The sequence below is a fragment of the Streptomyces sp. AA1529 genome (genome assembly GCF_000280905.1).
Lineage (GTDB): Bacteria > Actinomycetota > Actinomycetes > Streptomycetales > Streptomycetaceae > Streptomyces.
This window is the reverse complement of the sequence record NZ_ALAP01000096.1, coordinates 1-22,205: the sequence shown is the minus strand read 5'-3', so window position 1 is coordinate 22,205 and position 22,205 is coordinate 1. Positions and strand designations below refer to the sequence as shown.

General features: G+C 75.3%; 19 protein-coding genes and 1 riboswitch. Of the genes, 15 read left to right on the top strand and 4 right to left on the bottom strand.

The annotated features are described in order from the left end of the window. The 8 genes from A949_RS34875 to A949_RS0128070 all read left to right on the top strand — a co-directional run. Positions 1-1,280, top strand: a 1,280-nt coding sequence (locus A949_RS34875) for an MFS transporter (protein ID WP_019359389.1), incomplete at its 5' end; no start/stop codon positions are given. Position 1,281: 1 nt separating this feature from the next. After that, positions 1,282-3,513, top strand: a complete 2,232-nt coding sequence (locus A949_RS0128095; RefSeq protein WP_019359388.1) for a molybdopterin oxidoreductase family protein — start codon at positions 1,282-1,284, stop codon at positions 3,511-3,513. Continuing rightward, positions 3,510-4,355, top strand: coding sequence for an FAD-dependent oxidoreductase (locus A949_RS34870; protein WP_026005104.1), 846 nt, complete (start codon positions 3,510-3,512; stop codon positions 4,353-4,355). Before A949_RS0128095 ends, A949_RS34870 begins: the two co-directional genes overlap by 4 nt. Beyond that, positions 4,277-4,492 carry a (2Fe-2S)-binding protein gene (locus A949_RS39340; RefSeq protein ID WP_237735928.1) on the top strand — a complete coding sequence of 72 codons (216 nt, stop codon included), beginning with the start codon at positions 4,277-4,279 and terminating at the stop codon, positions 4,490-4,492. Before A949_RS34870 ends, A949_RS39340 begins: the two co-directional genes overlap by 79 nt. After that, entirely contained in the window at positions 4,489-7,095 is a 2,607-nt protein-coding gene (nirB, locus tag A949_RS0128085; RefSeq protein WP_019359387.1) for a nitrite reductase large subunit NirB, read from the top strand. Before A949_RS39340 ends, nirB begins: the two co-directional genes overlap by 4 nt. After that, positions 7,092-7,535 (top strand): nitrite reductase small subunit NirD, encoded by a 444-nt coding sequence (nirD, locus tag A949_RS34865; protein ID WP_019359386.1) that lies wholly within the window; start codon positions 7,092-7,094, stop codon positions 7,533-7,535. The genes nirB and nirD overlap by 4 nt, the downstream gene beginning before the upstream one ends. 11 nt (positions 7,536-7,546) lie before the next feature. Further along, positions 7,547-8,704 (top strand): uroporphyrinogen-III synthase, encoded by a 1,158-nt coding sequence (locus tag A949_RS0128075; protein ID WP_019359385.1) that lies wholly within the window; start codon positions 7,547-7,549, stop codon positions 8,702-8,704. Positions 8,705-9,136: 432 nt separating this feature from the next. Continuing rightward, positions 9,137-9,255: riboswitch (SAM riboswitch) on the top strand. A gap of 171 nt (positions 9,256-9,426) precedes the next feature. After that, positions 9,427-10,833, top strand: a complete 1,407-nt coding sequence (locus tag A949_RS0128070) for an aminotransferase class V-fold PLP-dependent enzyme (RefSeq protein ID WP_051019667.1) — start codon at positions 9,427-9,429, stop codon at positions 10,831-10,833. Positions 10,834-10,863: 30 nt separating this feature from the next. Here the strand turns inward: A949_RS0128070 and A949_RS0128065 are convergent, their stop codons facing one another. Together A949_RS0128065 and A949_RS0128060 are read right to left on the bottom strand one after the other, a co-directional pair. Next, on the bottom strand, positions 10,864-11,145 hold the full coding sequence (locus tag A949_RS0128065) for an Lrp/AsnC family transcriptional regulator (protein WP_019359383.1): 282 nt from the start codon (positions 11,143-11,145) through the stop codon (positions 10,864-10,866). Next, on the bottom strand, positions 11,142-11,876 hold the full coding sequence (locus A949_RS0128060) for a rhomboid family intramembrane serine protease (RefSeq protein ID WP_019359382.1): 735 nt from the start codon (positions 11,874-11,876) through the stop codon (positions 11,142-11,144). Before A949_RS0128060 ends, A949_RS0128065 begins: the two co-directional genes overlap by 4 nt. Before the next feature lie 193 nt (positions 11,877-12,069). Here A949_RS0128060 and A949_RS0128055 point away from each other — a divergent pair, with 193 nt between their 5' ends. The 5 genes from A949_RS0128055 (at position 12,070) to A949_RS0128035 (ending at position 18,007) form a co-directional block, all read left to right on the top strand. Then, a complete protein-coding gene (locus A949_RS0128055; protein WP_019359381.1) occupies positions 12,070-12,309 on the top strand; it encodes a hypothetical protein in 240 nt (79 codons plus the stop codon). Positions 12,310-12,497: 188 nt separating this feature from the next. Then, positions 12,498-13,799: an NYN domain-containing protein gene (locus A949_RS0128050; RefSeq protein WP_026005103.1), complete on the top strand. Its 1,302-nt coding sequence runs from the start codon at positions 12,498-12,500 to the stop codon at positions 13,797-13,799. Between the two features lie 405 nt (positions 13,800-14,204). Then, on the top strand, positions 14,205-15,236 hold the full coding sequence (locus A949_RS0128045; RefSeq protein ID WP_026005102.1) for a C40 family peptidase: 1,032 nt from the start codon (positions 14,205-14,207) through the stop codon (positions 15,234-15,236). A 290-nt stretch (positions 15,237-15,526) separates the two neighbouring features. Further along, positions 15,527-16,573 (top strand): C40 family peptidase, encoded by a 1,047-nt coding sequence (locus A949_RS0128040; RefSeq protein ID WP_019359378.1) that lies wholly within the window; start codon positions 15,527-15,529, stop codon positions 16,571-16,573. A gap of 108 nt (positions 16,574-16,681) precedes the next feature. Further along, on the top strand, positions 16,682-18,007 hold the full coding sequence (locus A949_RS0128035) for a hypothetical protein (RefSeq protein ID WP_019359377.1): 1,326 nt from the start codon (positions 16,682-16,684) through the stop codon (positions 18,005-18,007). Between the two features lie 86 nt (positions 18,008-18,093). On the opposite strand, the gene A949_RS34860 is transcribed toward A949_RS0128035, so the two are convergent. Further along, positions 18,094-19,473, bottom strand: a complete 1,380-nt coding sequence (locus A949_RS34860; protein WP_237735927.1) for a glycosyltransferase family 87 protein — start codon at positions 19,471-19,473, stop codon at positions 18,094-18,096. Between the two features lie 76 nt (positions 19,474-19,549). Here A949_RS34860 and A949_RS0128025 point away from each other — a divergent pair, with 76 nt between their 5' ends. Further along, positions 19,550-20,692, top strand: a complete 1,143-nt coding sequence (locus tag A949_RS0128025; protein ID WP_019359375.1) for a glycosyltransferase family 4 protein — start codon at positions 19,550-19,552, stop codon at positions 20,690-20,692. On the opposite strand, the gene A949_RS0128020 is transcribed toward A949_RS0128025, so the two are convergent. Further along, complete coding sequence (locus A949_RS0128020; protein ID WP_019359374.1) at positions 20,675-21,637, bottom strand: sigma-70 family RNA polymerase sigma factor; 963 nt, start codon at positions 21,635-21,637, stop codon at positions 20,675-20,677. The two genes, A949_RS0128025 and A949_RS0128020, sit on opposite strands and share 18 nt — an antisense overlap. 74 nt (positions 21,638-21,711) lie before the next feature. Here A949_RS0128020 and A949_RS0128015 point away from each other — a divergent pair. Beyond that, positions 21,712-22,205, top strand: a 494-nt coding sequence (locus tag A949_RS0128015; protein ID WP_019359373.1) for an NAD(P)H-dependent oxidoreductase, incomplete at its 3' end; no start/stop codon positions are given.

Genomic DNA, 22,205 nt, shown 5'->3' with positions numbered 1-22,205 from the left:
CGGTACTGGTGCTGTTCATGACGCCGCAGGCCGGCTTCACCCTGACCCCGGACGAGAAGTTCCTGCTGGTGTCGCTGGTGTCCTTGGTGGGCGCGCTGCTGCGGCTGCCCTACGGGTTCGCCGTCACCCGGTTCGGGGGCCGCACCTGGACGGTGTGCTCCGCACTGGCCCTGCTGATACCCGTGGCGTCGGCCGCGGTACTGGTGCGCCGTCCGGACACGCCGCTGTGGGCACTGCTGCTGTGCGCCGCCGTGTCCGGTCTGGGAGGCGGCAACTTCGCCTCCTCCATGGTCAACATCAACGGCTTCTTCCCGGAGCGGGAGAAGGGCTGGGCGCTGGGACTGAACGCCGGGGGCGGCAACCTCGGGGTCGCCACCGTGCAGCTGCTGGGGCTGGCCGTGCTGGCCACCGCGGGCATCGCACACCCGGAGGTGCTGCCCCTGCTGTTCGTCCCGGCCCTGCTGCTGGCCGCCCTGCTGGCCCACCGGGGGATGGACAACCTGGCCACCAACCGCACCGACTACGGCGCCTACCGGAGCGCGGTGCGCGACGTCCACTGCTGGACCCTCTCCCTGCTGTACATCGGCACCTTCGGATCCTTCATCGGCCTCGGCTTCGGCTTCGGGCTGGTGCTGCAGAACGAGTTCGGCAAGAGCCCCGCGCAGGCCGCCGCGCTGACCTTCCTCGGGCCGCTGCTGGGCTCGCTCTCCCGGCCGCTGGGCGGCCGGCTGGCCGACCGGTTCGGCGGCGCCCGGGTCACGGCCTGGTCGTTCCTCGCGCTGGCCTGCGGCGCCGGAGGTGTGCTGGCCGCCTCGGCCGCCGACTCGTTCGCCGCCTACGTGGCCGTCTTCACGGCGGTGTTCGTGCTGACCGGACTGGGCAACGGGGCCACCTACAAGATGATCCCCGCGCGCTACGCCGCGCGCGCCCGGAGCGCCGCGGCAGCCGGGGCCGACCCCGAGGCCGCCCTGGCCCGGGGACGCCGGCTGGCCGGTGCCGTCATCGCCGTGTCGGGCGCGATGGGCGCCCTGGGCGGGGTCGGCATCAACCTCGCCTTCCGCCAGTCGTACCGGAGCACGGGCGACGCGGACGCGGCGATCGGCGCCTTCCTGGTCTTCTACCTGCTGTGCCTGGCGGTGACCTGGGCCGGATACGTGCGGCGGCCCGCCGCCGGACCCGCCACCCGGGCGGCCGCGGTGCGGCGGCAGCCTGCCCGGCCGGAGCCGGAGGCCCGGCCGGAGCCCCAGCCGCAGCCGGCCGCCGCCGAGCGGGGGGTCTGAGGTGACCACGGCAGCCACCGCGACCCACTGCCCCTACTGCGCCCTCCAGTGCGCCATGACCCTCACCCCCGGCGCCTCCACCGGCACACCGTCCGCACCGGCCCGCCCGGCCGTCGCCCCGCGCGCCTTCCCCACCAACCGGGGCGGCCTCTGCCAGAAGGGCTGGACCTCCGCGCAGCTGCTGGACTCGCCCGACCGGCTGACCACCCCGCTGATCCGGGAGACCGCGGGCGGCCCGCTCCGCATGGCCGGCTGGGACGAGGCCCTGGACCTGGTGGCCCGGCGCTTCACCGCACTGCGCGAGCGCCGCGGAGCCGACGCCGTCGCCGTCTTCGGCAGCGGCGGACTGACGAACGAGAAGGCGTACGCGCTCGGCAAGTTCGCCCGGATCGCCCTCGGCACCTCGCAGATCGACTACAACGGCCGGTTCTGCATGTCGTCGGCGGCCGCGGCGGGCAACCGGGCCTTCGGGCTCGACCGCGGACTGCCCTTCCCCGTCGCGGACCTGGACGACTCCGGCGCGCTGCTGCTCGCCGGCGCCAACCCCGCCGAGACGATGCCGCCGCTGATGGGGCACCTCGACCCCGCGCGGCTGGTCGTCGTCGACCCGCGGCGGACCGCCACCGCCCAGGCGGCGCTCGACGGCGGCGGCATCCACCTCCAGCCGACGCCGGGCACCGACCTGGCGCTGGCGCTCGGGCTGCTGCACATCGCACTGGTGGAAGGGCACCTGGACACGCCGCGGCGCCTCGCCTACCGCCGGGAGCGCACCACCGGCTGGGAGGCGGTACGGCGGTCCGCGGCGCGCTGGTGGCCGGAGCGCACCGAGCGGCTGACCGGAGTGGCCGCCGCCGACCTGCGCCGCGCCGCCGCCGCACTGGCCCGGGCACCGCGCGCCCACATCCTCACCGGACGCGGCGCCGAGCAGCACAGCAAGGGCGTCGACACCGTCTCCGCCTGGATCGACCTGGCCCTGGCGCTCGGACTGCCCGGCACCCCGGGCTCCGGCTACGGCTGCCTGACCGGACAGGGCAACGGGCAGGGCGGCCGCGAGCACGGCCAGAAGGCCGACCAGCTGCCCGGCTACCGGCACATCGAGGATCCCGCGGCCCGCGCGCACGTCGCAGCGGTCTGGGGCGTGCCCGCGGCGTCGCTGCCCGGTGCCGGGCGCAGCGCCTGGGAGCTGCTGGACGCGCTCGGCTCCCCGGACGGTCCCGGCGCGCTGCTGGTGATGGGCTCCAACCCGGTCGTCTCCGCGCCGCGCGCCCGCCGCGTCGCCGACCGGCTGGGTGCGCTGGACCTGCTGGTCGTGGCCGACTTCTTCCGCTCGGAGACCGCCGAACTCGCCGACGTGGTGCTGCCCGTCGCCATGTGGGCCGAGGAGTCCGGAACCATGACCAGCCTGGAGGGCCGCATCCTGCGCCGCCGCGCCGCCCAGTCCCCGCCGCCCGGAGTACGGACCGACCTGGAGGTGCTGCACGGTCTGGCGGTACGGCTGGGCCGCGCCGGACACGAGTTCCCCACCGATCCGGCCGCCGTTCTCGACGAACTGCGCCGCGCCTCGGCGGGCGGCACCGCCGACTACGCCGGTGCCGCACCGGAACTCCTGGACGCGGAACGGCCCGTGTACTGGCCCGTCCCCGCGGCGCCGCCCGGTGCCGGCGCGACGGAGCCGACCGGCGCCGTCGGCACCCCGCGGCTCTTCCTCGACCGGTTCGCGCACCCGGACGGGCGGGCCCGCTTCCTGCCCGTCGAGCACCGGGACGCGGCCGAACTGCCCGACGCCGCGCACCCGCTGTACGCCACCACCGGGCGGCAGCTGCAGCACTACCAGTCCGGAGCCCAGACCCGCCGGGTGCCCGAACTGGCCGCCGCCGGGCCCGGACCCTATGTCGAGGTGCACCCCGACACGGCCCGCCGCGCCGGGCTCGCCGACGGGGACACCGCGCGGATCGTCTCGCGGCGCGGCGCCGTCCTCGCCCGCACCCGCTGCGTCGCGAGCCTGCGGCCCGACACGGTCTTCCTGCCCTTCCACTTCCCCGGCGACGGCGCCGCCAACATCCTCACCAACCCCGCGCTCGACCCGGTCAGCCGGATGCCGGAGTTCAAGCTGAGCGCCGTCCGGCTGGAGCCCGCCGACGGCGACGGGCCGCGCCCGGGCCGCGGGCGCGGAGAGGTCGCGGCGGCCGCAGTGGACGGGGAGACCGCACGGACCGGGAAGGGGACGGCGTGAGCAGGGCGCTGGACGTGGTGGTCGTCGGCAACGGCATGGTCGGCGCACGGCTGCACGAGGAGACGCTGCGCCGCGATCCGGAACGCAGCCGGGTACGGATGACCGTGCTGGGCGCGGAACCGGTCGGCGGCTGCAACCGGGTGCTGCTGCCGGCCTTGCTGACCGGCTCGCTCACCGAAGCCGATCTGCTGCCCGAGCCGGCCGGCCCGGAGCCGCTGGCCACCGGCACCACCGTCACCGCCGTCGACCGCGCCGCCCGCACCCTCGGCACCGCCGACGGGCGGCGGCTCCGCTACGACAGGCTGGTGCTGGCCACCGGTGCCCGCCCGGTGCTCCCCGCGCTGCCCGGACTGGCCGCCGCGCCGGACGACGGCGGCCCGCACCCGGCGGCACCGGCCCGCGGCGTCACTGCGCTGCGGACGCTCGCCGACGCCCGGCGGCTGGCCCGGCTGGCCGACCGCGCCCGGGCGCGCGGCTCGCGGATCGCCGTGCTGGGCGGCGGCGTCCTCGGCCTGGAGGCGGCCCGGGCCCTGGTGGCACGCGGCGTCGCGGTGACCGTCGTGCACTCCGCAGCGCACCTGATGGACCGGCAGCTGGACGCGCCCGCCGCACGGGTGCTGAGCCGCGTGCTGCGGCGCACCGGCGTCGAGCAGCGGCTGGGCACCGCCGCGCCCCCGCCCCCTCCGACCGGCTCGCGCTCATGCTCGGCCGGGCCCTCCCGCCCGGCCCGGCGGACGGCGCCGACCTGCCCGACCACGCGACCGTGTGCCGCTGCAACAGCGTCACCAGGGGCGCGCTGCGCACCGCCTGGACCGACGGCGCCCGCTCCACCCGCGAACTGACCGGCGCCACCCGGGCCACCACCGGCTGCGGCGGCTGCCGCGGTGTCGTCGAGAAGCTCGCGGCCCGCTTCGCCGAGACCGATCCGCCCACCCGCCGCGACCTCCCCGCCACGACCTCTCCCAGGAGATTCCCATGAACCCGACCCGGCCGACCCGGCCCCCGGAGGACAGCAGCCCCCCGCTCCCCGGTACCGGCACCGCGGACGCCCGCAGGCTCGTCGTCGTCGGCCACGGCATGGTCGGCCACCGGCTGGTCGAAGCCCTGGACTCCCGGGACACGGAACACCGCTGGGAGATCACCGTGCTCGCCGAGGAGCACCGCCCGGCCTACGACCGGGTGGCCCTCTCCTCCTGCTTCGAAGGCGCCGACGAGAGTGCGCTGCGGCTGCCCGCACATGACCCCGGCCGGGTCGGACTGCGACTGGGCGACCCGGCGACGGCGCTCGACCGTGCCGCACGGACCGTGCACACCGCCTCCGGCGCCCGGGTGCCGTACGACGCCCTGGTCCTGGCCACCGGATCGCGGCCGTTCGTCCCGCCGATTCCCGGCGCGGCGGCCCCCGGCTGCCTCGTCTACCGCACCCTGGCCGACATCGACGACATTCGCGCCGCGGCCGCCGGGTCCCGCACCGGACGAGCCGTCGTCGTCGGCGGCGGGCTGCTCGGCCTGGAGGCGGCCAACGCACTCCGGCTGCTGGGCCTGGCCACCCACGTCGTGGAACGCGCCCCGCACCTGATGGCCGTCCAGCTCGACCAGGGCGGCGGCGCACTGCTGGGCCGCATGGTGGGCGAACTGGGCGTGAGGGTCCACACCGGCACCGGGACCCGCGGCGTCGCCACCCACCCGCGCACCGGAGCCGCCGCCGGAGTGGAACTGACCGACGGCACCTTCCTGGAGACCGACCTGGTCGTCTTCGCCGCCGGGGTGCGGCCCCGCGACGAGCTCGCCCGGGACGCCGGACTCCGGGTGGGGGAGCGGGGCGGAGTCGTGGTCGACGCCGGCTGCCGCTCCGTGACCGATCCGCGGGTGTGGGCCGTCGGCGAGGTCGCCTGCGTCGAGGGCCGCACCCTGGGGCTGGTCGCGCCCGGCTACGCCATGGCCGAGACCGTCGCCGACCGGCTGCTGGGCGGCGCGGCCGCCTTCCCCGGCGCCGACACCGCCACCCGGCTTAAACTGCTCGGTGTCGGAGTGGCCTCCTTCGGCGACGCGCACGCCACCACCCCCGGCGCGCTGGAAGTCGTGCTCAACGACCCCGTCGCCGCCACCTACGGCAAACTCGTCGTCTCCGACGACGCCCGGACCCTGCTCGGCGGCATCCTCGTCGGCGACACCTCCGGCTACCCGCTGCTGCGCCCGCTGGTCGGCAGCCCGCTGCCCGCCGACCCCTCGGCGCTGCTCGCGCCCGGGACCGAGGACGGCGCGCAGACCCGGGCAGGGGTGGCCGCACTGCCGGACAGCGCCCAGATCTGCAGCTGCCACGCCGTCACCAAGGGCACCCTGACCGCGGCCGTCACCGGGCAGGGCTGCACGGACGTGCCCGCGCTCAAGTCCCGCACCAGGGCCGGAACCGGCTGCGGCTCCTGCGTCCCGGCCCTCGAAGAGCTCCTGGAAGCGGCGGGCGTCGAGCAGTCCACGGCGCTGTGCGAGCACTTCGACCACTCGCGGGCCGAGCTGTTCGAGATCGTCGCGGCCACCGGCATCAGCACCTTCTCCCGGCTCGTGGCCGAACACGGGCGCGGCCGCGGCTGCGACGTGTGCAAACCGGCCGTCGCCGCGATCCTCGCCTCCCGGGACAGCGGCACCCACATCCTGGACGGCGAACGCGGCGGACTCCAGGACACCAACGACCGCCACCTGGCCAACATGCAGCGCAACGGCACCTACTCCGTCGTACCCCGGGTACCCGGCGGAGAGATCACCCCGGCCCGGCTCATCGTGCTCGGCGAGGTGGCCCGCGACTTCGGCCTGTACACCAAGATCACCGGCGGTCAGCGCATCGACCTGCTCGGCGCCCGGCTCGAAGAGCTCCCCGCCATCTGGCGCCGGCTCACCGAAGCGGGCTTCGAGTCCGGGCACGCCTACGGCAAGGCCGTCCGCACGGTCAAGTCCTGCGTCGGCTCGACCTGGTGCCGCTACGGGGTCCAGGACTCGGTCGGCCTCGCCGTCGAACTGGAACTGCGCTACCGAGGACTGCGCGCACCCCACAAGCTCAAGGCCGGCGTCTCCGGCTGCGCCCGCGAGTGCGCGGAGGCCCGCAGCAAGGACTTCGGCATCATCGCCACCGAGCAGGGCTGGAACCTCTACGTCGGCGGCAACGGCGGCTTCACACCCCGGCACGCCGAACTCCTCGCCACCGACCTCGGCCACGACACCCTGGTGCGCACCATCGACCGGTTCCTGATGTTCTACATCCGCACCGCCGACCGCCTCCAGCGCACCGCCGCCTGGCTGGAAACCCTCGAAGGCGGCCTGGACCACCTGCGGGCCGTCGTGCTCGACGACGCGCTCGGCATCGGCGCCGACCTGGACGCGGCCATGGCACGGCACGTGGCCGACTACCGCGACGAATGGCGCGGCGTCCTGGAGGACCCCGCCAAACTCGCCCGGTTCACCTCCTTCGTCAACGCCCCCGGCACCCCCGACCCGGCGATCTCCTTCGCCGTCGAACGGGACCAGCCCGTCCCGGTGCACCTGGGCCTGCCGGCCGCGCGCGCCGCCGCCGAGGCGGGCTCCCGATGACCGGCGCCGCGCGCGACTGGGCGCCCCTGTGCCCGCTGGACGCCCTCCCGGCCGACCAGGGACGTGCCGCACTGCTGCCGGACGGCACCGGCATCGCCCTCTTCCGGCTGCACAGCGGCGAGCTCCACGCGCTGGGGAATCTCGACCCCTTCAGCGGGGCACCCGTCATCTGCCACGGCATCGTCGGCGACCGGGCCGGGGTCCCCGTCGTCACCGGCCCCCTCGGAAAACAGACCTTCGAGCTGGCGACCGGACGCTGTCTGGAGGACGACACCGTCCGGCTCCCGACCCACGACGTGCGGCTGTCCGGACACGTGATCGAGGTCTCCACCCGCCGGACCGCCGCGTGCGAGACCATGGCGGACATGCGCGAGACCAAGCCGGACAGCAGTGTCCCAGCACACCGGACCAGGCCGCCCGGCGCGGACACGGAGCACTGAGAGGAGACGCGGTGCCGGCATCCCCACCGCCGCGGAGCCGCACCCGCTCCGCACCCCCGCTCGCCGGGTACACCGTCGCCGTCACCGCCGCGCGCCGGGCCGAAGAACTCGGCGCGCTGCTGGAGCGGCGCGGAGCGGCCGTCGTACACGGGCCCGCACTGCGCATCGCCCCGCTCGCGGACGACGAGGAACTGCGCGACGCCACCGGGCAACTCCTCGCCCGCCCGCCCGACGTGACCGTCGCCACCACCGGCATCGGCTTCCGCGGCTGGATGGAGGCCGCCGACGGCTGGGGCGAGGGCGAAGCCCTCCGCGGCGTCCTCGCCGCGAGCGAGCTGCTCGCCCGCGGCCCCAAAGCATGCGGGGCGCTGCGCGCCGCCGGACTCCGCGAAGCCTGGTCCCCCGCCTCGGAATCCTCCAGCGAAGTCCTCGAACGGCTGCTCGCCCGCGGCGACCTGGCCGGCCTGCGCATCGCCGTCCAACTCCACGGCGAGCCGCTGCGCGACTTCCTCGACGCGCTGCGCGGAGCCGGCGCCGAGGTCGTCCCCGTGCCCGTCTACCGGTGGACCGGGCCCCTGGACCCCGGGCCCCTCGACCGGCTCCTCGACGCCGTGCTGAGCGGCGGCGTGGACGCCCTCACCTTCACCAGCGCACTGGCAGCCGCCGGGCTCTACGCCCGCGCCGAAGAACGCGGAGCCGCCGACGACCTGACCCGGGTGCTGCGCGGCCGTACCCAGGTCGCCTGCGTCGGCCCCGTCACCGCCGCGCCCCTGCTCGCCCGGGACATCCCCGCCTACTGGCCCGAACGGTTCCGGGTCGGCGCCCTCGTGCGGCTGCTGGGCGAACGGCTGCCCGCCACCGCGCCGGTGCTCCCCGCGGCAGGACACACGTTGGAAGTGCGGGGCACCGCCGTCCTGCTCGACGGCGAACTGCGGCCGGTCAGCCCGGGGCCCATGGCCGTGCTGCGGGTGCTTGCGCGGCGGCCCGGAGCGGTGGTTTCCTGCGCCGATCTGCTGGGGTGCCTGCCCGGCGGGGGGACCGACGAGCATGCCGTCGAGGCTGCTGTTGCCCGACTGCGAGGGGCTCTCGGGGTGCCCTCTGTGGTGCAGACCGTCACCAAACGCGGGTACCGTATCGCCCTCGATCCGGCGACGGCCTGCGGTTCCTGACGGCGCCGCCCTCTTGCGGGGCGCCGTCTCCCCGTTTTGCGGGGTGCGTTCCCCTTCGCGGGGGGCCCGTCGGTTGTTCGCCGGGTGCGGCGCCGTTGTCGGGGGCTTCCCCCCGAGCCCCCTTGTCCTCGCCGGACGGGCGTCGGGGCGGCTCCTCCCCCAGACTTCGTCCGGGGGGACCCCCACTCGACGGCCCCCCGCCAGTGGGCTCCGCCCCCTGGGACCCCCGGCCGCAGTGGTGTGAGCCCTTGCGGACCTTGCTCCGGGTCTTTTCTCGGGCCCGTCGGGTGCGGGAGGAGTCCTGATGCCGTCCGTCACAGCCCAACAGTGCTCCCGAAGTCGTCCCCCCTCCCACGGAGCCAGGCCATCCGCGGAGTGGGCGACGTACCCGGGGATACGCACCCCGTGAAGGCTGTGGCATACTCGCTTGCAGGTCACGAGTGACAGCGAGAAAGGCCCCGGCCTGCTGTCCGGCAACCCTCCGTCCGTGGCGGGGTGCCCCGGGTGATGACCAGGCCGTAGGACAGCAAGGTCTGCGGCAAGCGCGGATCCCTCGCGCCAGGGGTCCTGGTCTTTCGAGGGAGTCCTCCGTGAGCAAGCGAATGCGCTAGGGCCGACGGGTAGTGCTGCACACCCGTCTCCGGCCCCCCTCCTGACGTTCTGTCATGTTTTGGCGCGCCGTCAGGCGCCCCCTTGCCGCTCACCCCGTCCGGAGTACTGTCATGCCGTTCACTGCGCCTTTTGCCCCGGTTTCTGATTTCTGTCGTGAGGAGTCCGCCCCGCTTCCGGTCCTGGGCCGCGACGTCCGCGTGCCGCTGGTCACCGGTGGGGAGGTGACGTACGGAGCGCTGGACTACGCGGCGAGCGCGCCCGCGCTGCAGCGGGTGTGGGACGACGTGGCGGCGTACGCGCCGTACTACGGCAGCGTGCACCGGGGTGCGGGCCATCTCTCGCAACTGTCGACGGACCTGTTCGAACAGAGCCGGCGGACCGTCGCCGAGTTCCTCGGTTGCCGCGAGGGCGACCAGGTCGTCTTCACCCGGGCGACGACCGATTCGCTCAACCTGCTGGCGGGGGCGCTGCCGTCCGGCACCCGGGTGTTCGTCTTCGAGACCGAGCACCATGCCTCGCTGCTGCCGTGGAGTGCGCACGAGGTGACGTATCTGGACGCGCCCCGCTCGCCCGGACAGGCGGTCGCCACGCTGGAGTCGGCGCTGCATGCCGCGCCGGCCGGACCCAAGCTGGTCTGCGTGACCGGTGCGTCGAACGTGACGGGCGAGGTGTGGCCGGTGCGTGAGCTCGCCCGGGCCGCCCACCGGCACGGCGCCCGCCTGGTACTGGACGCGGCGCAGCTCGCCCCGCACCGGCCCGTCCGCCTGACGGAGCTGGAGGCGGACTGGGTGGCCTTCTCCGGGCACAAGCTGTACGCGCCGTTCGGCGCCGGGGTGCTGGCGGGCCGCGCCGACTGGCTGAGCGCGGCGGAGCCGTATCTGGCGGGCGGCGGTGCGAGCCGCCGGGTGGCCCGCGCCGCGGACGGCGGGGTGGACGTGGAGTGGCACACCACGGCGGCCCGCCATGAGGCCGGGTCGCCCAACGTCATCGGCGCCTATGCCGTCGCCTCCGCCTGCCGGGCGCTGGCCGAGACCGGGTTCGACCGCCTCGTCGCGCGGGAGGAGCAGCTGCTGGCCCGGCTGGTCGGCGGGCTGGCGGAGCTGCCCGAGGTGCGGGTCCTCTCGCTGTTCGGCGAGGACGCCGACCGGGTGGGAGTGGTCTCCTTCGTCGTCGAGGGATGGAGCAGCTCGCACCTGGCGGCGGCGCTCTCCGCCGAGTACGGGATCGGGGTCCGGGACGGCCTCTTCTGCGCCCATCCGCTGCTGCGCACGCTGCTCGGACACCGTGAGGACGCGCCCGGCGAGTGCGGTGCGGCCGGCTCTTCGGACGGAAGGTCGCCCGCGCTGGATGCGGTCCGGGTCAGTTTCGGCGCCGGGACGCCGGACGAGCACGTGGACCGGTTCGTCACCGCCGTGCGCGAGCTGGTGCGGGACGGCGCACGCTGGACCTACCGCACGGAGGGCGGCCGTTGCGTCCCGGAGCCCGCGGCGCGTGCGTCGGTCGGGCGGGAGCGCTGACCGTCCGGCTCGCGGGGGAGAGAGGCCGGTTCAGGCGTCCAGGCCGATGGCGAAGGCCGACTCCAGGTCGTGCTGGGAGTAGGTGCGGAAGGCGATGTGGGTCTCGGTGGACTCCACGCCGGGGACTTTGCTGATGCGGCCGGGGATGATGTCGGCGAGGTCGTCGTGCTGGGCGACGCGGACCATGGCGATCAGATCGTGCGCACCGGTGACGGAGTAGACCTCGCTGACGCCCTCGATGGCGGCGATCTGCTCGGCGATCTCGGGGATGCGGTCGGTGCTCGTCCGGATGAGGACGATGGAAGTGATCACGGTGGGGTCTCTCCCTCGGACGCCGGGGTTGGCCCGGCCACTGTAGCCCGGTGGTGGTGGAGCCAGGCGGACAGGAAGCCCAGCGTGAACCCGGCCACGTGGGCCAGGTAGGCGACGCCGGGCCCGTCCGCCTGCTGCCGCGCGGCCAGCCACTGGAGGGTCAGCCAGAAGAGCAGCACCGCCCAGGCCGGGAAGCGCAGCGGCAGGAAGAAGAGAAAGGGGAAGACGCTCGTCACCCGGGTGCGCGGGTGCAGGCAGAGGAAGGCGCCCAGCACGGCGGAGATCGCTCCGGAGGCACCGACCAGCGTCTCGTCCGAGACGGGGTGGGCCGCGGCGTAGCAGAGCATCGCCGCGTAGCCGGTGGACAGGTAGAAGAGGAGGAAGCGCAGCGGGCCCATCCGCCGCTCCACCGAGCCGCCGAAGACGAAGAGGAACAGCAGGTTGCCCAGCAGATGCAGCCAGTTGGCGTGCAGGAACAGCGCGGTCAGCGGGGTCGCCAGCGGACGCAGGGCACCGCTGAACAGCGTGCTGGGCACCACGCCCCACCGGCGGAAGCAGGCCGCCCTGACCTCCTCCAGGGCCTGCCCCGTACCGTGGGAGGGCAGGAGGCCGGAGGCCGGTCCGGCGAGGAAGACCAGGCAGCAGCAGCCGATCAGGGCGTAGGTGACCCGGGGCCGCGGCTCCGCGCTGCGGTCCGTGTGCCGGGTGTCGGCGTGGCCGGTGCCGTCCATGAGCGGATCATGACGGCTCGCCGCCCGGGCATGCTCCTCGACACACGCGGGGGCACGCGGACGGTCCTAGGCCGTAGGGTTTACGGGACGTGACCCCGCGCGGCGTATCCGTGATGGTACGCGGCACGGCGGCACTCGGCAGTGCCGACCAGCACCGACCAGTACCGACTCTTCAGGAAACGAGGACGAGACGATGGCGGTCCCCACGCCCACGGACGAGACCCGCTGGCGCTGCACGCTGTGCGGCAACCTGACCCGGTTCGACGTGACGCGTTCCAGCAAGGTGGTCGAGTACGTCCATCTGGACCTGGCCGGCGCCCCGGCGGTCGAGGAGCAGGAGGTGCTCAGTGAGAGCATCGAGTCCGTGCGCTGCAGATGGTGCAATGCCGTGGATCAGGTCGAACTGGTGGACCGGCCCAGCGCTCAGGTATAGGGCTCAGGTCCCGGAGACGGCAGGTGTGACCGGTGGAGGAACGGACGGGCGGCGACCAACGGCGGCCGGACCCGGCTGCCGGGGAGGGCGCCGGGCAGGCTGCCCGGGCGGCCGCTGAGGGCCCCGCGGGTCCGGACCCCGCCGAGCCCCGCTCCGCCGCTCCGGCTCCGGGCGCCGAGCCGGAGAGCCTGGAGCGCCCGCTGCCGGAGAAGGTGCGGCGGCGGGTGGTCGGTTTCACCGGGGACGCGCTCGGCGGCCTGACCGTCGCCGAACTGCCGCCCCCGCTGCGACAGTACGCCCGCTTCACCCCGCAGCGCCGTGCCAAGTTCGGCGGCAACGCCATGGCGGCGGCGCTGGAGAGCGACGCCGTCTTCCGGCAGCGCATCGCCTCCCGGATGCGGGAGCAGCTCCCGGAACTGGCGGGCGCGCTCGACGAGGGCACGCCGCCGCCGGCCGCCGACCCGGTGGACGTGGCGGCGGCGGCCTATGTGCTGCGGCCGCCCGGCTGGGCCAAGCTGGTGGCGGCGGCGGGCGAGGAGGCCCAGCGGGCGCAGGCGGAACGCGCGGGCGAGGAGGCCCAGCGCGAACTGTCCCAGCTGCGCGAGGAGCTCTCCCAGGCCAGGGGAGCGGCCCGGGACGAGGCCGAGCGCGGTCGCCGCGAGCAGGAGGCGCTGCGCAAGGAGCTGGACGGCACGCAGCGCAAGCTGCGCAGCGCGCAGGCGGATGTGCGCCGCCGGGAGGCGTCGCTGCGCAAGCTGCAGGAGGAGCTGGACGGGGTGCGCGCGTCGGCCGGCACCGAGAGGGCGGCGCTGGACAGCGAGCTGCGCCGGCTCAAGTCCCGGCTGGCCGAGGCCGAGTCCGCGCTGGAGGCCGGGCGGCGTGCGGCGCGCGAGGGCCGCAGTGTCGAGGACATGCGGGTGCGGCTGCTCCTGGACACGGTGCTGGACGCGGCCCAGGGGCTGCGCCGCGAACTGGCGCTCCCGCCGTCCGAGACCCGTCCGGCCGACACCGTCGACGCGGTCGAGCCGGGCCGGATGTCGCCCAAGGACGTGGCGGCCCGGGCGCTTTCGGACACCGATCCGGCGCTGCTGGACCAGCTGCTGGCCCTGCCGCAGGCCCATCTGGTGGTGGACGGCTACAACGTCACCAAGACCGGCTATCCCGCGCTGCCGCTGGAGAAGCAGCGGCTGCGGCTGCTGGGCGGCCTCGCGGTGCTGGCCGCCCAGTCCGGTGCCGAGGTCACCTGCGTGTTCGACGGCGCCGAGTTGGCGGCGCCGGTCCTGCTGGCTCCGCCGCGCGGGGTCCGGGTGCTCTTCTCCAAGCCGGGCCAGACCGCGGACGAGCTGATCCGCCGTCTGGTGCGTGCCGAACCGCCGGGCCGTGCGGTGGTGGTGGTCTCCAGCGACCGCGAGGTCGCCGACGGCTGTGCGGCTGCCGGGGCGCGGCCCGTCGCCTCCGCGCTGCTGCTCAGGCGGCTCGCCCGTACCTGAGGCCGCGCAGTCCGGGGGAGGGCGTGTTCGGCCTGCCGGTGTCCGTAGCGCCTCCGTGGTCCGGTGCCTGCCCGATTCCGCTGCCGCGCGGGTCCGTTCCGGTGCCGGGCGGGGCGCCGGGGAGCGGTTGCGGCGGACGGGGCTGTGCGCGGTGTGTGAGGCTGCGCTCGCCGTGCGTGGGTGCCGGGTAAAGAATGCGGCCGCGGGGCGTCTTTTTTCCTGAGGGATTTGATCGGATCACTACGCGTGGCTAATGTCTGGCCCGAACCTCCGCTCGGTTGATCACCTATCCGGGGTGGCAGCGGAGGACCGCCTCGTTCCGCACGCCGGGATCGCCCAGTCCCGGGTTGTGGAGCCGGAGATGACCAGACCGGCAGGCGGCTGAGGAAGAAGGAGCTCGCCCCAGTGGCGTCCCACCGTCGTCCCAAGCAGCCGAGTCGCGCACGTGTCAGTGTCTTCACCATGACCGCGGCTGCGGCTGTCGCACTCACCTCCCAGGCGGCCCACGCCGACCCCCAGTCGTCCAAGAAGGACGTCAAGGAGAAGGTCGACAAGCTGTACGAGGACGCCGAGGCGGCCACCGAGAAGTACAACGGCGCCAAGGAGAAGCAGTCCAAGCTCTCCGAGGAGGTCGAGAACCTCCAGGACAGCGTGGCCCGCGGCCAGGGCGAGCTCAACAGCATGCGCGACAAGCTGGGTTCGCTGGCGACCGCGCAGTACCGCTCGGGCGGGATCGACCCCTCGGTGCAGCTCTTCCTCTCCTCCGACCCGGACAGCTACCTGGACAAGGCCTCGGCCATGGACCAGTTGAGCACCAAGCAGGCCGGCGCCCTCAAGAAGGTCCAGGCCAAGCAGCGCAGCCTCGCGCAGCAGCGCAAGGAGGCCTCGGGCAAGCTCAAGGACCTCGCCAGCACCCGCAAGGAGCTCGGCGAGAAGAAGAAGAAGATCCAGGGCAAGCTCTCCGAGGCCCAGCGGCTGCTCAACACGCTGACCGCCAAGGAGAAGGCGCGGCTCGCCGAGAAGCAGCAGCGCGCCGACCGCGCCTCCAGCAACCGGGCCGACCTCGGCGACCTGCCCCCCGGCTCCGGTCACGCGGCTGCCGCGCTGTCCGCCGCCAAGGGCAAGATAGGCAGCCCGTACGTGTGGGGTGCCACCGGCCCCAGCTCCTTCGACTGCTCCGGGCTCACCTCGTGGGCCTACAAGCAGGCCGGTGTCTCGCTGCCGCGCACCTCCCAGGCGCAGGCCAACGCCGGGACCCGGATCTCCAGCCAGAGTCAGCTCAAGCCGGGCGACCTGGTGCTCTTCTACGGCGACCTACACCACATCGGCCTCTACGCGGGCAACGGCCAGGTGCTGCACGCGCCCAAGCCCGGCGCCTCGGTGCGGTTCGAGGCCATGGGCAACATGCCGTTCCAGTTCGGCGTCCGGGTCGGCTGACCCGGCCCCGGGCGACCGGACTCCGCTCCGGCGCAGGGGGCGGGGCCGCAGTACGCAGGCGGCCCTCTCCCGGAAGATCACCCGCCAGTGTGATGACCTTTAAACTTCGCTCTTCCGAGTGAAGCCGCCCTGGTACCGGCGGACTTCCGACCCGCCCGGTGACCTGCGCGATCAGTGAACGCCGGGGCCCGGGAGCGGACCTACCGGCGGTCCACGGTCCTTTGTCCCCCCTGGAGGCACGGCTACATTCTGCGGGCGCACGTCGCCTAGCGGAAGGAACGCCTCCTCCAGTGGCATCGCACCGGTCCCCTCGACATACCCCGCTGCCCGGCCAGGGCCGGCCGGCGCGGGTCACCGTGCTGTCCGCAGCAGCCGCCGGCGCGGCGGTCGCCCTCGTCCCCGCGGCCCCCGCGGGCGCCGAGCCCGACGACCAGCTCTCCGCCGCCACCCTCAACTCCCGGATCGACCGGCTCTACGAACAGGCGGAAGTCGCGACGGAGAAGTACAACGGGGTGGCCGAGCGCACCGGCAAGCTGCGCGAGCAGGTGGCCCACGCGCAGGACGGTGTCGCCAGGGGCCAGACGGAGGTGAACCGGCTGCGCGACGCGCTGGGCGCGCTCGCCGGCGCGCAGTACCGCTCGGGGGGCATCGATCCGGCCCTGACGCTGATGCTCACCGAGGATCCCGACAGCTACCTCGCCAAGGCCGCGACCCTCGACCGCATCGGCAGCCGCCAGCTCGCCAAGCTGCGCCGGCTGCAGTCCGCGCAGCGCGTCCTGGGACAGCGGCGCACCGAGGCGTCCGACAAGCTGGAGCAGCTCGCCGGACTCCAGCAGACCCTCGAACAGCGCAAGAAGGACGTCCGGCGGAAGCTGGCCGAGGCGCGGCGGCTGCTGGCCGGGCTCTCCCCCGAGGAGCGCGCCTCCCGGGACGGCCACCGCTCCCGCGCCGGCGGTCCCGGCATCGGTCCCGGCGGCTCCGCCCCCTCCTCGCAGCGGGCCGCCGCCGCGGTCGCCGCCGCCAGATCCGCCGTCGGACGGCCCTACGCATGGGGCGCCGCCGGTCCGGGCTCCTTCGACTGCTCGGGGCTCACACAGTGGGCCTACCGGCAGGCCGGCACCTCGATCCCGCGCACCTCGCAGGCCCAGCGCTCGGCCGGGCAGCAGGTTCCGCTGGGCCGGGCCCGCCCCGGCGACCTGGTGATCTACCGGGACGACGCCAGCCATGTGGCCATGTACGTGGGCGGCGGCCAGGTGGTGCACGCGCCGCACCCCGGCGCTTCCGTGCGCTACGACCCGGTCGGCATGCTGCCGGTCTCCGCGGTCACCAGACCCTGACGGTCCGGCCGGTCCCGACGGCCCGGGCCGTCGTTCCCCCGGGCGTGGCGGGCGGGCCGCGCGGGAGGCCCCGACCGGCCCGGATCCCGCCCCCGTACCCTCGGTGACGTGGGAGCGCGGCGGCACGGCATCCTCCGGTACGCGCGAGCGCTGAGCGGAACGGCGGCGCTCGCGCTGCTGTGCGCGCTCGGCGCCTTCGTGGTCGCCGACCGGGACGGCCGGGACCCGGCGCCCTTCCAGCGGGTGCTCGACCGGCAGGCCGCGGCGCTGCGCGCCGGAGACGAGCGCGGCTACCTCGACGCCGTCGACCCGCAGGCCCCCCGCCATCGCGGCGCACAGCGGCAGGTCTTCCGCAATCTGCGCCGACTGCCGCTGTCCGGCTGGGCGTACGAGGTCCGCGAGGTCGCAGCGCCGCAGCGCGGCGACGGGTCCGGGGCAGGCGCCGGATCCGGGACGGCGGAGGGCAGCACGGTGACCGTCGAGGCGGCGCTGCGCTACCGGCTCGCGGACTACGACCAGGTCACCACCACGGCCACCGAGCGGTTCCGGTTCGTGCGGCGCGAGGGCGGATGGCGCATCGCGGACGAGGTGTCCGGCAGCGACTCCCAACTGTGGGAGCAGGGCGCCATGACGGTCGTCCGAGGCGCGCACAGCCTGGTCATGGGAGTGGGCCGGGACCGCACCGAACTGCGGGCCCTCGCCGAAGCCGCCGACCGCGCGGTGCCCGCCGTCGCCGGTACCTGGCCGGACGGCTGGTCCCGCAGGACGGTGCTGGAGGCGCCCGCCTCGGTGCGGCAGATGGCGCGCCTGCTGGGGACGCCCGCCGCGGACTCCGGCACGTACGCGGGCATCGCCGCCGTCACCACCGGCGAGGCGGGCGGCACCTCCCGGACCGGCGGCGGGGACGCACCGGCGGACCGGATCGTGGTCAACCCGCAGGCCTACGGGCTGCTCAGCGACGAGGGGCGGCAGGTGGTGCTGACCCACGAGACGACGCACGTCGCCACCCGGCGGCAGACCACCTCGGCGACGCCGCTGTGGCTCTCCGAGGGCATCGCCGACTGGGCGGGCTACCGCCGCTCGCAGCTCGCGCCCCGCGAGGCGGCGCCGGAACTGGCGCGTGCGCTCGCCGGCCGGACGGCGGACGGCGGCACCGCCCCGGCCCTGCGCGCCCTGCCCACGGACGCCGACTTCCGCTTCGGCAACGACCCGGCCGGGCTGGCCCGTGCCTACGAGGGCGGCTGGCTGGCCTGCCGGATGGTCGCCGAGGAGTGGGGAGCCGAGAAGCTGCTCGCCCTGTACGCGCGGGCGGGCCGTGCGCACGGCGGCGGGCGCCCGGACCCGGACGCGGCGCTGCGGTCCGTACTGGGCGTGGGGAAGGCGCAGTTCACCGAGCGCTGGCGGGCGTACGCGACCCGGGTGCTGGGACTCTAGAGTCCTGCGCGCGGGCCGCACGGCGCGGCCGGGGCCGACTCCGGGAGCACGGGTCCGCTCCGGGGTCCGCGGCTCCGGGTCCGGGATCAGGGACGGGGTGCGTCGGGTGCCGGGATCCGGTCGCCGCCCGGGCGGCGCATCCCGGGTACGCCGTCCCGCTCCGGTTCCGTGCCCGAGCCGGTGCTCCGGGGTGCGGGCACCGCCTCCCGGCCGCCGTCCCGGCCCGCGGTGCCCTCCGGCTCGCCGGGTACCGTCGAGCGCCACAGCCGCGCGCAGGAGAGCACGGTGGCGGCGACCAGCAGCAGATTGCGGAGGACCAGCACGAGCGTGCCCCGGGGCTCGCCGGTGACCACGTCGGCGAACCAGACGGGGAACTCCAGCTGGGTCAGTCCGGTCGCCACCAGCACCAGCCACGCGGGCAGCGCCTGGCGCCCGGCGCGCAGCGTCAGACACACCGCGGCCAGCCCCAGCAGCCAGATCAGGTACTGCGGGCTCAGCACCCGGCTGGTGACGACGAACAGCAGCACGGCGGCGAGGGCGGCGTCCGCCAGGGTGGTCGGCGACCAGTTCCGGGCCCGCAGCCGCCACAGCAGCAGCCAGCCGAACACCGCACCCGTCAGCGCCACGGCGGTGTTGCTCACGGCCTGCACTCCCGGGCCCACGAACTCCATCGAGCCGTACCGCAGCAGCACCCGGCCCTCCCAGCCGAACTGCCGGGCGGCGTGCAGGGCCAGCGAGCCGACGGACTCCACCTCGGTGCCCCGGCCGCCCTGCGCCGAGAGGAAGTCCAGCGCACCCGGCATGGCGGCGGCGAAGCCCGCCGTCACCAGCAGCACGGTCAGCAGCGCGCTCAGCCAGGCGGCGCGGGTCGCCCGGCCGCGCGGAGTGCCGAGCAGGAGCAGCAGCGGCCACACCTTCACCAGCGCCCCCAGCCCGGCCAGCGCTCCCGCCGCCCGCGGGTGCCGGGCGGCGGCCAGCAGCGCCGCGACGGCGGGCACGGTCACCATCAGGTCGTAGCGGGCGTACGCCGTCGGCCCCAGCAGCGGCACTCCGACGACCCAGGCCCACACCCCGGCCCGGCGGCGCAGACCGGCCTCCGGGGCGCGCGGCCCGCGCCGCCGCGCGGCGTACAGCAGCAGTCCGAGCACCGTCGCGTCGGCGGCGCAGGCCAGCAGGAAGAACGCGGAGGCGTAGCCGAGCGGGAGCACCCCGGTGAGCAGCCCGGGGGAGAGGATCACCAGCGCGGCGCCGGGCGGATACTGCCAGGTCACATCGTCGGACGGAAACGTTCCGTCGCTCAACTGCCCGAACCAGCCGTGGTAGATCACCGAGACGTCGGACGTGATGTCCATGCCGCCGGGCACGGTGAGCACCTTGAAGACGCAGAGCAGCAGCACCGCCCGGGTGACCGACCACACCAGCACGGGCGCCACCGCACCGCGGGCCCTCCTCGGCTCGCCTCGCACACCTGTCCTTCCTCGCGCCCTGCGCCGCGCCGCCGCCCCGATCCGGCCGGACCGCCGCGCGGTACTGTCTGCGGCGATGCACAAGACCCTGATCGTCACCAACGACTTCCCGCCGCGCCCCGGCGGGATCCAGGCGTTCCTGCACAGCATGGCGCTGCGCCTGGACCCCTCCCGGGTCGTTGTCTACACCTCGACCTGGAAGCGGGGCCGCGAGGGCGCGGAGGCCACCGCGGCCTTCGACGCCGAGCAGCCTTTCACAGTGGTCCGCGACCGTACGACGATGCTGCTGCCCACTCCGCGGGTGACCAAGCGTGCCTGCTCGCTGCTCGCGGAGCACGGCTGCCGCGCGGTGTGGTTCGGGGCCGCCGCACCTCTCGGGCTGATGGCGCCCGCGCTGCGCAGGGCCGGCGCCGAGCGGATCGTCGCCACCACGCACGGCCACGAGGCGGGCTGGGCGCAACTCCCCGTGGCGCGCGGTCTGCTGCGCAGGATCGGCGAGGGCACCGACACCCTCACCTACCTCGGCGACTACACCCGCCGCAGGATCGCCGCAGCGCTCTCCCCCGGAGCCGCGGCGCGGATGGTACAACTGCCGCCCGGCGTCGACGAGAAGACCTTCCACCCCGGCTCGGGCGGCGACGCGGTCCGGGCCCGGCTGGGCCTGACCGACCGGCCCGTGGTCGTGTGCGTCTCACGACTGGTGCGCCGCAAGGGGCAGGACACCCTCATCGAGGCCATGCCCCGGGTGCTGGCGGCCGTACCCGACGCGGTGCTGCTGATCGTCGGCGGCGGCCCCCGTCGCACCGACCTGGAGCGGCTGGCCGCCGCCCGCGGCCTCACCGACGCCGTGCGCTTCACCGGCCCGGTCGCCTGGGAGGAGCTGCCCGCGCACTACGGCGCGGGCGACGTGTTCGCGATGCCGTGCCGCACCCGGCGCGGCGGGCTGGACGTGGAGGGGCTCGGCATCGTCTACCTGGAGGCGTCCGCGACCGGACTGCCCGTCGTCGCCGGCGACTCCGGCGGCGCACCGGACGCCGTGCTGGACGGCGAGACCGGCCATGTCGTCCCCGGCGGCAGCCCCGCGCGGACCGCGGACCGCCTGGTCGAACTCCTCCGCGACCCCGGGCTGCGCACCCGGATGGGCGCCCGGGGCCGCCGATGGGTGGAGGAGCGCTGGCGCTGGGACCTGCTGGCCGAACGGCTACGCGAACTGCTGTGACCCGGAGGGTCCGGGCGCGGGCCCCCTCGCACCGCCGAGCCCGTCGGAGGCGGACCGCACCGGATCCAGCAGCGCCAGCTCCAGCCCCGCCAGCCGCGCCGGGTCCGCGATCACCTCGTACGCCGTGATCCGGCTCCCCGCGCAGCGGAAGGCCAGCGCCGCCCGCAGCCGGCCGAGCGGGGCGACGACAGCTCCCACGGCCCCGTCCACCAGCGCGGTCTGCGCGTACCGCGCCCGCCCGCCCAGCAGCACCGTGCCCTGCGCCACGGCCTCCGCCCCCCGCAGCAGCGCGGCGGCGCCCGCGGGCAGCGCCGCCGGATCGCTGCGCCGCACCACGTCGGGAGCGAGGACGGCGAGCAGCCCGGCCATCTCCCCCTGCCGCGCCGCGGCCAGGAACGCCTCGACGACCGCCCGCTGTTCGCCCAGCCCGGCACCGGGCACGGCAGGTGTGCCGCGTACCCGGTGGCGGGCGCGGCTGGCCAGCTTCTTCGTGGCGGCGGGCGAGCGGTCGACCAGGGGTGCGATCTGCGCGAAGGGGACGGCGAACAGGTCGTGCAGGACGAAGGCGACCCGCTCCGCGGGTCCCAGCGTGTCCAGGACGACCAGCAGGGCCCGGCCCACCGCGTCGGCCAGCAGCACCTCGGCCTCCGGGCCCCCGGCCTCCGCCGGCCCCGGGCCGGCGGCGTCCGGCACCTGCTGCCCGACCGGGACCTCGGGGCGCGCGGCACGGGCGCGCAGCATGTCCAGACAGACGCGGGAGACCACGGTGCGCAGCCAGGCGCCGAGGTTGCCGATGGTGTTCGGGTCGCTCCGGGCCAGCTTCAGCCAGGTCTCCTGCACGGCGTCCTCGGCCTCGCCGAGCGAGCCGAGCATCCGGTAGGCGAGGGCCAGCAGCGGGCCCCGGCGCTCCTCGAAACGTTCGGCCAGTCCGGTCAGCTCGTCCATCGGTCACCTTTCCCTCGCGTGCTCCGTCACCCTCTTCGACGTATCCGACGCGACACACGTGACCGGGAGCCTTCATGGACCACCGAGCGGCGACACCGTCCCTGCTGCACATCGACGCCGGGGCGAGCCCGGCAGGCGAGTCCGTCAGCAGGAGGCTGACCGCGCTGTTCGCCGACCGCTGGCGCCGGGACTGCGGCTCGGCCGGGCACCGCTACCGCTACCGGGACCTGGCCGCCGAGCCCGTCCCCCTCGTCACGGCGGACTACGTCCGGCTGGGGCACCGGGTGGAGCGCCGCGGCACCGTACCGGTCGAGCAGGTGGCCGGGCTGCTCCGGAACGCCGCGGACCGGCGCGAGTGGCAGCTGACACGGCCGCTGGTCGCCGAGGTGCTGGCGGCGGACGTGCTGCTGCTGGGCGTGCCCATGTACAACCTGACGGTGCCTGCCGCGCTGCTGGCGTGGATCGACCGCATCAGCTTCCCCGGAGCGCTGCTCGATCCCGGGACGGGCGCGAGCCGGCTGCGGGACAAGCGGATCGTGGTCGTCTGCGCGCGTGGCGGCGGCTACGG

What these genes read in the sequence shown, in the direction of transcription:
- A949_RS0128070 (WP_051019667.1), top strand. Translation starts at nt 9,427, where the DNA reads ATGCCGTTCACTGCGCCTTTTGCCCCGGTTTCTGATTTCTGTCGTGAG.
- A949_RS0128025 (WP_019359375.1), top strand. Translation starts at nt 19,550, where the DNA reads ATGCACAAGACCCTGATCGTCACCAACGACTTCCCGCCGCGCCCCGGC.
- A949_RS0128055 (WP_019359381.1), top strand. Translation starts at nt 12,070, where the DNA reads ATGGCGGTCCCCACGCCCACGGACGAGACCCGCTGGCGCTGCACGCTG.
- A949_RS0128060 (WP_019359382.1), bottom strand. Translation starts at nt 11,876, where the DNA reads ATGGACGGCACCGGCCACGCCGACACCCGGCACACGGACCGCAGCGCG.
- nirB (WP_019359387.1), top strand. Translation starts at nt 4,489, where the DNA reads ATGAACCCGACCCGGCCGACCCGGCCCCCGGAGGACAGCAGCCCCCCG.
- A949_RS0128020 (WP_019359374.1), bottom strand. Translation starts at nt 21,637, where the DNA reads ATGGACGAGCTGACCGGACTGGCCGAACGTTTCGAGGAGCGCCGGGGC.
- nirD (WP_019359386.1), top strand. Translation starts at nt 7,092, where the DNA reads ATGACCGGCGCCGCGCGCGACTGGGCGCCCCTGTGCCCGCTGGACGCC.